General features: G+C 64.1%; 10 protein-coding genes. All 10 read right to left on the bottom strand.

Translation table 11 applies throughout. The features are described 5' to 3' along the window. Positions 1–798: Mur ligase domain-containing protein (locus EN906_RS09585; protein WP_245484216.1), on the bottom strand; the 798-nt coding region annotated here is incomplete at its 3' end. After that, positions 795–1,922: an undecaprenyldiphospho-muramoylpentapeptide beta-N-acetylglucosaminyltransferase gene (gene murG, locus EN906_RS09580; RefSeq protein WP_127269282.1), complete on the bottom strand. Its 1,128-nt coding sequence runs from the start codon at positions 1,920–1,922 to the stop codon at positions 795–797. The genes murG and EN906_RS09585, both read right to left, overlap by 4 nt. 1 nt (position 1,923) lies before the next feature. Continuing rightward, the gene (gene ftsW, locus EN906_RS09575; RefSeq protein WP_127270939.1) at positions 1,924–3,075 is read right to left on the bottom strand and encodes a putative lipid II flippase FtsW; all 1,152 of its coding nucleotides are present in this window, start codon (positions 3,073–3,075) and stop codon (positions 1,924–1,926) included. Continuing rightward, the gene (gene murD / locus EN906_RS09570; RefSeq protein ID WP_127270938.1) at positions 3,075–4,475 is read right to left on the bottom strand and encodes a UDP-N-acetylmuramoyl-L-alanine--D-glutamate ligase; all 1,401 of its coding nucleotides are present in this window, start codon (positions 4,473–4,475) and stop codon (positions 3,075–3,077) included. The genes ftsW and murD overlap by 1 nt, the downstream gene beginning before the upstream one ends. Positions 4,476–4,483: 8 nt before the next feature. Continuing rightward, on the bottom strand, positions 4,484–5,566 hold the full coding sequence (mraY, locus tag EN906_RS09565; RefSeq protein WP_013530954.1) for a phospho-N-acetylmuramoyl-pentapeptide-transferase: 1,083 nt from the start codon (positions 5,564–5,566) through the stop codon (positions 4,484–4,486). A 19-nt stretch (positions 5,567–5,585) separates the two neighbouring features. Next, complete coding sequence (locus EN906_RS09560; protein WP_127269411.1) at positions 5,586–7,067, bottom strand: UDP-N-acetylmuramoylalanyl-D-glutamyl-2,6-diaminopimelate--D-alanyl-D-alanine ligase; 1,482 nt, start codon at positions 7,065–7,067, stop codon at positions 5,586–5,588. After that, a complete protein-coding gene (locus EN906_RS09555) occupies positions 7,064–8,518 on the bottom strand; it encodes a UDP-N-acetylmuramoyl-L-alanyl-D-glutamate--2,6-diaminopimelate ligase (protein WP_127269410.1) in 1,455 nt (484 codons plus the stop codon). The genes EN906_RS09560 and EN906_RS09555 overlap by 4 nt, the downstream gene beginning before the upstream one ends. A gap of 54 nt (positions 8,519–8,572) precedes the next feature. Beyond that, complete coding sequence (locus EN906_RS09550; RefSeq protein WP_027034944.1) at positions 8,573–10,282, bottom strand: penicillin-binding protein 2; 1,710 nt, start codon at positions 10,280–10,282, stop codon at positions 8,573–8,575. Beyond that, positions 10,279–10,674, bottom strand: coding sequence for a hypothetical protein (locus tag EN906_RS09545; protein WP_127271473.1), 396 nt, complete (start codon positions 10,672–10,674; stop codon positions 10,279–10,281). Before EN906_RS09545 ends, EN906_RS09550 begins: the two co-directional genes overlap by 4 nt. A 4-nt stretch (positions 10,675–10,678) precedes the next feature. Continuing rightward, positions 10,679–11,428 (bottom strand): 16S rRNA (cytosine(1402)-N(4))-methyltransferase RsmH (gene rsmH, locus EN906_RS09540; RefSeq protein ID WP_127375150.1); only part of this gene is annotated, 750 nt, incomplete at its 5' end.

The following is an 11,428-nucleotide window of genomic DNA, read 5'->3' as shown; positions in this document are numbered from 1 at the left end:
GTCGCGGATCACCACGTCGAATTCCGAAATGGCGCCTGCCATGCGGTGATTGGTAAAGCGCACGTCGGCCTGCGCATTCTCGCCATAGGTGATGACCCGGCGGTCCTCGATGCGGCTGACCAGTGCCTGCACCTCGGGGTGATCGGTGCACATCACGCCAAAACCATAGAACGGCACGTTCTCGACGAACTGGCGGAACGCCTCGCGCACCTTGTCGAAGCTGCCATAGTGATCGAGATGCTCGGGATCGATGTTGGTGACGACCGCGATCTCGGCCGGCAGTTTCAGGAAAGTGCCGTCGCTTTCGTCGGCCTCGACCACCATCCATTCGCCGTCGCCCATGCGCGCGTTGGTGCCATAGGCATTGATGATGCCGCCATTGATGACGGTCGGATCGAGCCCGCCGGCATCGAGCAAGGTCGCCACCATCGAGGTCGTCGTTGTCTTGCCATGCGTGCCGCCGATCGCCACCGCCTGGCGAAAGCGCATCAGTTCGGCCAGCATTTCGGCCCGGCGCACGATCGGCAGCAGCTTTTCGCGCGCGGCCTTTAGCTCTGGATTGGATTTCTTGATCGCCGTCGAGACGACCACCACCTCGGCATCACCGAGATTTTCGGCCCTATGGCCGACGAAGCATTCGATGCCCTTGTCGCGCAGCCGCTGCACATTGGCGCTTTCGGCCTGGTCGGACCCTTGCACCTTGTAGCCGAGATTGTGCAGCACTTCGGCAATGCCGCTCATGCCGATGCCGCCAATGCCGATGAAATGCACAAGGCCGATGGTCTGCGGCATCTTCATGCTTGCGTCCCCTTCCTGAAATCCGAAACGGTTTTTTTGGACGCAATAGCCTCTGTAAGATCAGCGAGCAACCGTGCCGCGTCCGGCCTCCCGGCCGATTTCGCACCCGCCGCCATCGCCGTCAGCCGATCGGGGTCTTCCATCAGCTCGCCGATGAGCGCTGCGATGCGTTCGGACGAGAGCGAGGATTGCGGATGCACTTCGCCGCCGCCGGCAGCGGCAAGGGCCGCCGCGTTCGCCGCCTGGTCGTGATCGAGCGCATAGGGGTAAGGCACCAGCAACGCCGGCCGGCCGATGACGGCGATCTCCGAGACGGTCGAGGCGCCGGAACGCGAGATCACCAGATGAGCGGCCGCCATGCGTGCCGCCATGTCGGTGAAGAAGGGCGAGACCTCGACGGCGACGCCAAGCGCGGCATAGGCCGCTTTGACCCGCGCCACGTCATCCGCGCGCGCTTGTTGGGTGATCACCAGCCGCTTGCGCTGGGCGTCGGAAAGCAGCGCGATGGCGCCCGGCACGGCATCGGAAAAGAACTGGGCGCCCTGGCTGCCGCCGAACACCAGCAGGCGGAACGGCTGTTCCCCGGTCGATGCCGCATAATTCGTCCTGGCCGCTTCCAGCACGGCCGGCCTGACCGGATTGCCTGTCGTCACCGTCTTGACCCCGGCAGCACTGGTGTCCTGCGGCAGGAAGCCGCCGGCGATGGCGTCGACACGGCCGGCCAGCGCCCGATTGGCGCGCCCCATCACCGCGTTCTGCTCATGGATCAGCGTCGGCACCTTGCGCCGTGTCGCCGCGTAGAGCGGCGGCAAGGTCGGATAACCGCCAAAGCCGACGACGGCATCCGGCTTGATTCTGCCAATGACGGCAGAAGCCTGGCGCACGCCGCGCCAGATCTTCCAGAAGGCGCCAAGCAGGGCAAAAGGATTTTTCGAGCCCATCGTCGCCGACTGGATCGGGTGGACGGCGGCGGCCGGAAAATGGCCGGCGAAACGCTCGGCACGGTCGTCGGTCGCCAGATGCACCGACCAGCCGCGCTCGTTCAACTCATGCGCCAGCGCCTCGGCCGGGAAAAGATGCCCACCGGTGCCGCCTGCCGCGAGAAGGATGACGCCTCTGGCCATATCACTCCGCCGGCACGGCGCGTTGCGACAGGCCAAAGCCCACCTGCTTGCGCTTTTCCGGCCGCTTGCGTGTCAGCGCCAGCACCATGCCCATCGAGATGGCGATGGCGATCTGCGAGGAGCCGCCATAGGAGATGAACGGCAGCGTCATGCCCTTGGCCGGCACAAGCTGGAGGTTGACGCACATGTTGATGACAGCCTGCAGGCCGAACACGGTGACGAGGCCGCCGACCGCATAGCGGGTGAAATCGTCATGCTCCTTCAGCGCCGTGTTGAGGCCGCGCAGAACGATGAAGGCGAAGATCGACATGATGAAGAAGCACATGATCAGCCCGAACTCTTCGCCGGCAACCGAGAAGACGAAGTCGGCATGGCTGTCGGGGATGACGCGCTTGACGGTGCCCTCGCCCGGTCCGACTCCGAACCAGCCGCCATTGATCAGCGCTTCGCGCCCCATGTCGACCTGGAACGTGTCGCCCTCGCCGGTGAGGAACTTGTCGATGCGCAGGGCAACGTGCGGGAACACCGTATAGGCGGCAAAGACGCCGCCGACGCCGGCCGCACCCAGCGCGACGATCCACAGCCAGGGCAGCCCGGCCATAAAGAACATGATGCCCCAGGTGCCGGTCGTCAGCATGGTCTGGCCGAGGTCCGGTTGCGCCACCAGCAGCGATACGACCAGCACCAGCAGCAGCATGGCAAACAGATTGCCCGGAATATCGGGCTGGCGCTTGTGCTCGGCGAAAAGCCACGCGCACATGATGACGAAGGCCGGCTTCAGGAATTCCGACGGCTGGATCGACAGGCCGGCAAGCGACACCCAGCGGCGCGCACCCTTCACCTCGACGCCGATGTAGAGCACCGCCACCATCAGCACCAGCATCAGGCACAGGATGACCAGCGCCATGCGCCGGATCTGCCTGGAATCGAGGAAGGAGACTGCCAGCATCACACCGAGCGCCGGCACGGTGAAGATGATCTGCCTGGTGGCAAAGTGGAAACTGTCGAGGCCGATGCGTTCGGCCACCGCCGGACTGGCGGCGAAGGACAAGACGATGCCGAGCCCCATCAGCGACAGGAACGCCGCCAGGAACCAGCGATCGATCGTCCACCACCAGGTTGCCACCGGGCTTTTGTCGAGACGGCTTTGCATTATCGTGCCCCTCCGATGGGTTTCACACCCTCGATAGCATTCGCAGCTTGCCTGAAGGCTTCGCCGCGGACTTCGAAATTCTTGAACTGGTCGAAACTGGCGCAGGCCGGCGACAGCAGCACCACCGCCTCGCCGCTGTCGTCCTTAGCGGCATCATGCGCGGCGTGCTCGACCGCGGCGGCCAGCGTGCCTGAGATCTCGTAGGGAACTGCCTCGCCCAGCGTCGCCGAAAAGGCCGGCGCCGCCTCGCCAATCAGATAGGCCTTGGCGATGCGCGGAAAGAAGCCGCGCAACGGCTCGATGCCGCCTTCCTTGGGCAGGCCGCCGGCGATCCAGTAGATGCGCGTAAAGCTGGATAGCGCGGGTGCTGCCGCATCGGCATTGGTCGCCTTGGAATCGTTGATGAACAGCACATGGTCCTTGCGGCCGACCTGCTCCATGCGGTGAGCGAGGCCGGGAAAGCTTTCCAGCCCCGACTGGATTTCGCCAAGCTCCAGTCCGACCTTGAGGCAAGCGGCGACCGCCGCCAGCGCGTTCTGGGCATTGTGCTGGCCGCGCAGCGAGCCGATGCCTTCGAGGAAGGCGACGCGGCTGTAACGGCCGTGCACCGCTTCCATCAGATTGGTGCCATCGGCGAAATAGCCGTCCGTCAGTGGCAGGCGCTTGGAAATGCGGGTGACATGCCGCCCCGCCCGCTCCAGCCGCTCGGCGATCTGCGCGCACCAGGAATCGTCGATGCCGACGATCGCCGTCTCGCTGCCGGCCACCAGCCGCTCCTTGATCGCGGCGTAGTGCTGCATGGTGCCGTGGCGGTCGAGATGATCGGGCGTCAGGTTAAGCAGGATGCCCGCCGTCGGATTGATCGAGGGCGCGAGGTCGATCTGGTAAGACGAGCATTCGACCACATAGTGCCGATCGGGCTCGGGCGGATCGAGCGTCATCACCGCGCGGCCGATATTGCCGCCCATCTGGGTGTCGCGTCCCGCGGCTTTCAGGATATGCGCGGTCAGCGCGGTCGTCGTCGACTTGCCGTTGGTGCCGGTGATGGCGATGAAGGGCGACGTCGGCGCGCTCAGCATCCGCTCGCGGCAGAAAAGCTCGACGTCGCCGATGATCTCGACGCCTGAACCGCGCGCCAGCTCCACCGTCCAATGCGGCTTGGGATGCGTCAGCGGGACGCCCGGCGACAGCACGAAAGCCGAGAATTTCGCCCAGTCGGCGCCGCGCAAATCAGCGGTCGCGATACCGGCAACGGCGGCCTTGGCAACGCTTTCGGGATTGTCGTCCCAGGCCAGCACGTCCGCGCCGCCCTCGATCAGCGCGCGCGCCGTCGCAATCCCCGAGCCACCGAGCCCGAAGAGGGAAACGCGCTTGCCTGAAAAGGATGCGGCGGGGATCAAAGGGCTTCCTATCTCAGCTTGAGGGTCGACAGGCCGACCAGCGCCAGGATGACGGCGATGATCCAGAAGCGGATCACCACCTGGCTTTCGGTCCAGCCTAGCTTTTCGAAATGATGGTGGATCGGCGCCATCAGGAACACCCGCTTGCCGGTCATCTTGAAGTAGCCGACCTGGATGATGACTGACAGGATTTCCACGACGAACAATCCGCCGACGATGACCAGCACGATCTCGTGCTTGGTGGCGACCGCGACGGTGCCGATCAGGCCACCCATGGCCAGCGAGCCGGTATCGCCCATGAAGATCGCCGCAGGCGGCGCGTTGAACCAGAGGAAGCCGAGGCCAGCGCCGATGACAGCGCCGAGCACGACCGCCAGTTCACCGGTGCCGGGCACGAAATGGATCTGCAGATATTCGGCGAACACGGCGTTGCCGGAGAGATAGGCGATGACGCCGAAGGAGGCCGCCGCGATCATGATCGGCACGATCGCCAGCCCGTCCAGACCGTCGGTGAGGTTCACAGCATTGCCTGCTCCGACGATGACGAAGCAGGAGAACGGAATGAAGAACCAGCCGAGATTGACGATGAATTCCTTGGCGAAGGGAAACGTCAGCGACGAAGAGAACGGCGCCTGGCCATTGTGCATGATCACCCAGGCGGCGATGCCGGCGATAACGAATTCAAGCGCCAGCCTTGCCTTGCCGGAAAAGCCGAGATGTGACTGTTTCGTCACCTTCAGATAGTCGTCGTAGAAGCCGATCGAGCCGAAGCCCAGCGTCACCAGCAGCACCACCCAGACATAGATGCTCGACAGGTTGGCCCACAAAAGCGACGAGCCGATGATGCCCGACAGGATCATCAGTCCGCCCATGGTCGGCGTGCCGGCCTTCTTGAAATGCGTCTGCGGTCCGTCGGCGCGGATCGGCTGGCCCTTGCCTTGCCGCAGCCGCAGCGAATTGATGATGGTCGGCCCGAAGATGAAGACGATCAGCGCCGACGTGATCAGCGCCCCGCCGGTGCGGAAGGTGATGTAGCGGAAGACATTGAAGACCGAGACCTTGTCCGCAAAATCGACGAGCAGTGTAAACATGCGCTTTTCGTCCCCCGACCTAGGTCTGTTTTCTGGCTGTCGATTCAGCCGGGAATTTGCCCAGCAGCGCATCGACCAGTTTTGCAAAGCCGATGCCCTTCGACGATTTGATCATCACCACGTCGCCCGGCTTGAGCGCGGCAAGCAGCACCGGCTTCAACTCCTCGACACCGGCGCGGTATTCCGTCTTGATCTCAGCCGGCAGCGCTTCTGCCAGCGCCCGCATTTCCGGGCCGCCGAGAAAGACGGTCCGCGTGCCCGTGCCGACGATGAGGTCGGCAAGGGCTGCATGCAGCTTGGCCGAATGGTCGCCAAGTTCGAGCATGTCGCCGAGCACGGCGATGCGGCGGCCCTCGCCCGTCACAGGCGTCGCGTTGAGCAATGCCATGGCAGCAGCCATCGATGCCGGATTGGCGTTGTAGCTTTCGTCGATCAGCGTGATCAGTCCACCTGGGTAGCTCGAAGTCGAGCCACCTGGGTGGCTCGAAGTCGAGCCACCGGGATGGCGCAGCACATGGCGCTTGCCGCGCCCGCGTTCGGCAGAGAGATCGGCCAGTGCTGAAGCCACCTTGTCGAGATCGGCGCCGACCAGATGCGCAGCACCCAGCACCGCCAGCACGTTCTGCACCATATGGCGGCCGGGCGCGCCGATCCGCGCCGCCACTTCGTGGCCGCCGATCCTGGCGATGATGTCGGAATGATCCGCATGCAGTTCGCATTTGGTGAGCTTGAAGGTAGAGCGCGCATTCTCGCCGAAGCCGTAGACGTGCTCGACACCGGCGGCATGGGCCATCTTGTCGAGCAGCTTGAAGCGCGCATCGTCGCGGTTGAGGATGGCGGCCCCCTCGGGCTCCAGCCCTTCGAAAATCTCGGCCTTGGCCTTGGCAATCTCGTCGAGATTGCGGAAAAAGCCGAGATGCGCCGCCGCGATCATGGTGACGATGGCGACATGCGGCCTCACCATTTTTACCAGCGGCCGGATTTCGTCGGGATGGTTCATGCCGATCTCGAATACGGCATAGTCGCAATCATCAGGCATGCGCGCCAAGGTCAGCGGCACGCCCCAGTGATTGTTGAAGGACTGCGCCGAGGCGTGCACCTTGCCGACGGCTTGCAGCACATGGCGCAGCGCTTCCTTGGTCGTGGTCTTGCCGGCCGAACCGGTCACAGCGATGATTTTCGCGCTCGAGCGGGCGCGCGACGCAATTCCAAGCTTTTCCAGTGCGACCAGCACGTCCTCGACGACGATGATCGGCGCCGTCAGCCGGCCGAGCGACGGCAGCTTGCCTTCGGCCACCACCAGCACGCCGGCGCCGGCCTTGATGGCGGCGGTGGCGAAGTCATGGCCGTCCATCGCCTCGCCCTTGATGGCGAAGAAGGCGTCGCCCGGCTGCAGGCTGCGGCTGTCGATCGAAATGCCGGAAATGCCTTCCGGCATCGGCCCCAACGGCCGCCCGTCCATGGCGGCAACCAGCGCCTCGCAGGTCCACAGCAAGCTCATGCGGCACGCTCCGTAAGTGCCGCGCGAACTTCCTCGTGATCGGAGAAATGCAAGGTCTCGGAGCCGATCGTCTGGCCTTCCTCGTGCCCCTTGCCGGCCACGATCAGCGTGTCGCCGGCATGCAGCATGGCAACCGCCTCGTGGATCGCCTGGCGCCGGTCGCCGATCTCGATGGCACCGGGGGCGGCGGCCAAAATAGCGGCGCGGATCGTTTTCGGCACTTCGGAGCGCGGATTGTCGTCGGTGACGATGACGACATCTGCAAGCCGCGTTGCAATCTCGCCCATGATCGGTCGCTTGCCGCGGTCGCGGTCGCCGCCGCAGCCGAACACGACGATGACGCGGCCGGTGGTGAATGGGCGCACCGAGGACAGCACGTTTTCCAGCGCGTCGGGCTTGTGGGCATAATCGACATAGACCGGCGCGCCATTGCCGGTGGTGCCGACGAGGTCGAGCCGGCCCGGGGCGCCCTTCAATTTCTCCAACGCCAACAATGCCTTGGCTACAGGTGTTCCCGTGGAAATGGCAAGACCCGCCGAAACCAGCGCATTCGAAATCTGGAAATCACCGGCCAGCGGCAGGTCGATCTCGTAGAGCACGCCATCGGCCTCGACCTCGGCCCGCTGGCGGTGGCGCTCGTGCTCGACCCGCTTCAGCCTGAGGAAATCGCCATGGCGGCCGACCGTCAGCACTTCGAGCCCGGCGGCCCGCGCCGCCTGAATCGTCGGTGCCGACCATGGATCGTCGGCGAAGATGACGGCCGGTGCGCCTTTCGGCAGCAGCGCATCGAACAGACGCAGTTTGGCGCGGTGATAGTCCTCGATGGTCGGATGATAGTCCATATGATCGCGGCCGAGATTGGTGAAGCCGCCGGCCGCCAGCTTCACACCGTCCAGACGGCGCTGGTCGAGCCCATGGCTGGAAGCCTCCATCGAAGCGTGGGTAACGCCGGCATCCGCCAATTCCCGCAGCAATTGATGCAGGGCGACCGGATCGGGTGTCGTCAGCGAGCCATAGTCGTTGCGCCCAGGCGCCACCACGCCAGTGGTGCCGATCGAAGCGGCGGCATAACCGGACTGCTCCCAGATCTGCCTGGTGAAAGCCGCGACCGAAGTCTTGCCGCTGGTGCCGGTCACCGCGACCATTATCTCAGGCTGCTTGCCGAAATAGCGGGCCGCACTCAGCGCCAACGCCAGGCGCGGATCGTCGACTGCCAATACCGGGACCGACAGCCCGGCAATGGTGCTGCCCTTGCCCGCTACGATCGCGGCCGCACCGCGCGCGGCGGCGTCGGCGGCATAAACGGCACCGTCGGCCTTGGTTCCCGCGAGCGCAAAGAAGACAACACCCGCTTTTACCTGACGGGAATCCGAAGAAATCCCTGTAACCTCCAGATCGACGGAAGCTATTCCCTCGACGGGCAGGATACCGGCTAGATCTCTGAGCTTCATCGAGTCCCGTTCACCGCAACAAAATAGCGCGCTGTTGCCGGCGCGCCCTAAGAATCACTGATAGGAAACCAGCGTTGCACCATTTTCATGGCTGAAATCTGGCTTCACGCCAAGCATGGCAGCTGAACGCCTGATGATATTGCCGGCCATGACCCCCGCATTTGCGGCCGCGACATCCGTCATGCCAGGCTTTTCCGGGTGCGGGGCATCGGCAATGGTAAACACCAGATACTGCGGATCGTCCATCGGGAAGGCGGCGACGAAAGTGTTGAAATTCAAGTCCTTGGAGTAGCGGCCATTGACGACCTTCTCGGCCGTTCCGGTCTTGCCACCAACGCGGTAGCCGGGGACTCTGGCGTTTCGGGCAGAGCCCTTCTCGGCATTGAGCGAATAGAGGTAGCGCATGCCTTCGACGGTCTTTTCGCTCACCACTTTCTTGGCGGTGGCCATCGCTTCCGCCTGCGTGCGCACCAAAAAGGTAGGGTTCATCAGGAAGCCGCCATTCATCAACGCCGCGCAGCCCACAGCCGCTTGCAGCGGCGTCGTCGACACGCCATGGCCGAAGGCGATGGTGAATGAATTGACCTGTTTCCAGACCTTCGGTTCAGTCGGACGGGCAGTCTCCGGCAATTCGGTCTGCATCCTGTCCAGAAGGCCAAGGCGATGCAGGAATTCGCGATGGCCCTCGATGCCGACCATCTCGGCTTCCCTGGCCGACCCGATGTTGGACGAATAGAGGAACACCTCCGGCAACGACAGCACACGGTTCTTGCCGTGGAAATCGTGAATGGCCTGATGGCCGACGCGGATTGGATGCGAAGCATCGAAGCGGCTCGCCATCGTCGCCTTGCCGGAATCGAGCGCCATGGCTGAGGTGAAGCTCTTGAAGGTCGAGCCCATCTCGTAGAGGCCCGCCGACATGCGATTCAGCCGGTCCTTGTCCTGTGCATTGTAGGGATTGTTCGGATCGAAATCCGGCACCGAGGCCATGGCCACCACTTCGCCGGTCTTGACGTTGAGCACGACGGCGCCGGCGCCCATGGCACGATAGCGCTCCAGGCCGGCGGCGATCTCGTCGCGCACCACATGCTGCACGCGCAGATCGATCGAAAGCTTTACCGGCTTGAGATCCTTGGCAATGGCAAGGCCCGATGCCTGCAGGTCGCTCAAGCCTTGCTCGTCGACATATTTCTCCATTCCGGAGATGCCCTGGTTGTCGATGTTGGTGAGGCCGACAATGTAGGACGAGGTCTCGCCGCTCGGATAGAAGCGGCGCTTTTCGGTACGGAAGCCGAAACCGGGAATGCCGAGTTGCATGATGTCGGACTGTTGCTTGGGCGTCAGCTGCCGCTGCAGCCAGACGAAACCGGCGCCGCTCTTCAGCTTGTGGTAGGTCTGCTCATAGTCGATGTCCGGAAGCACCGTCGACAGCTTCTCGATCGCCTCGTCGGCGTCGACAATCCGGCGTGGTTCTGCAAACAGCGACGCTGTCTTGATATCCGTGGCCAGCACTTCGCCGTTGCGGTCGACGATGTCGGGCCGCGATGCCGTCACCCGGCTCTGCGGACCGCCCGACATGTCGGGGGTCTGGAAGCCGAGGTAGACCAGCCGCCCTGATATGGTCGAGAAGATACCGAAGAACACCGCCATGGTCATGACGATGCGCGTCCTGCCCTTGCCGCCGGTCGCCTTGCGGGCGCCCTCGACCACGATCGATCCATCTTCACTCGTCCTGGCGCGACGCTTCAGCAGTTTGCCGATCATTGGGCGATGCCTCCGGTCACGACGGGATCCTTACTGTCCGAAGGCGCTTGGTCGGAATTGTCGGCCATGCCGCCCTGGCGTCCCGACAGGATGTCCTGGATGTCAAGGGATTTGGCCGGCAGGTCGCCGATGCCGCCGATCTGGCGAGCGCTGACCGGCTCGAGTTCGAGCTGCGACTTGTAGAGTTCGGCGAGCTTCTGCAGCCGCGACGGCTGGGTAAGCAGGCTCCAGTCGGCCTTGAGCAGGTCGATCGTGTCCTCCTCATAGCGTATCTGCGCATGGATCTTCTGCACCGCGGCCAATTGTTCCTCGGCCTCGCGCTTGGCCTTGTAGGTAAGGGCCGCGACCGCAACCATGACGGCGATCAGGACAATGTCGCTGGTACGAAACACTTAGCTACCTCTCCCCCGGCCGGCCTGTGCCAGGAAGTGTTGGGCCGGGAAGCTTTGGAAGGCCGAAAATCGAAAAATCGCTGCTGCGCGCTGGCGCATCCGTGCGGATTGCCGCGCGCAGCCTAGCCGAACGGGCGCGCGGATTGGCCGCCACCTCGGCGTCGCCGGCAGTCACGCCGCCACCCGCCTTGCGGAACGTCGCGGTGCGGGCATGCGCCTCGGGCAAATGCCGCGAGCCGGTCGCGACATCGGCCCGGTCGGCGATGAAACGCTTGACGATGCGGTCTTCCAGCGAATGGAAGGTGACCACGGCGAGCCGTCCGCCCGGCTTCAGCGTGCGCTCGGCCGCGAACAGGGCCTTGGCCAGTTCGCCAAGCTCGTCATTGACGAAGATGCGCAGCGCCTGGAACACGCGCGTAGCCGGATGGATCTTGTCCTTCGGCGCACGGCCGATATGCGTCTCGATGGCGTCGGCCAGTTCCAGCGTGCGCTCGAACGGGCGCTTTTCACGGCGAGCCTCGATCATGCGGGCGATGCGCCCGGCATGACGCTCCTCGCCGAGGAAGCCGAAGATGCGGGCAAGATCGCCCGGCTTGAAGGAATTGACGACGTCGGCGGCGCTAAGGCCCGATTGCGCCATGCGCATGTCGAGCGGCCCGTCGGCGCGGAACGAAAACCCGCGCTCCGCCTGGTCGAGCTGCATAGAGGACACGCCGATGTCGAGCACGATCCCGTCGGCGCTCTCGACATGTTC

The sequence above is a fragment of the Mesorhizobium sp. M7A.F.Ca.CA.004.06.1.1 genome (genome assembly GCF_003999135.1).
Taxonomy (GTDB): Bacteria; Pseudomonadota; Alphaproteobacteria; order Rhizobiales; family Rhizobiaceae; genus Mesorhizobium.
The sequence above is the reverse complement of the archived record's forward strand: the minus strand, read 5'-3'. Positions and strand labels throughout refer to the sequence as shown.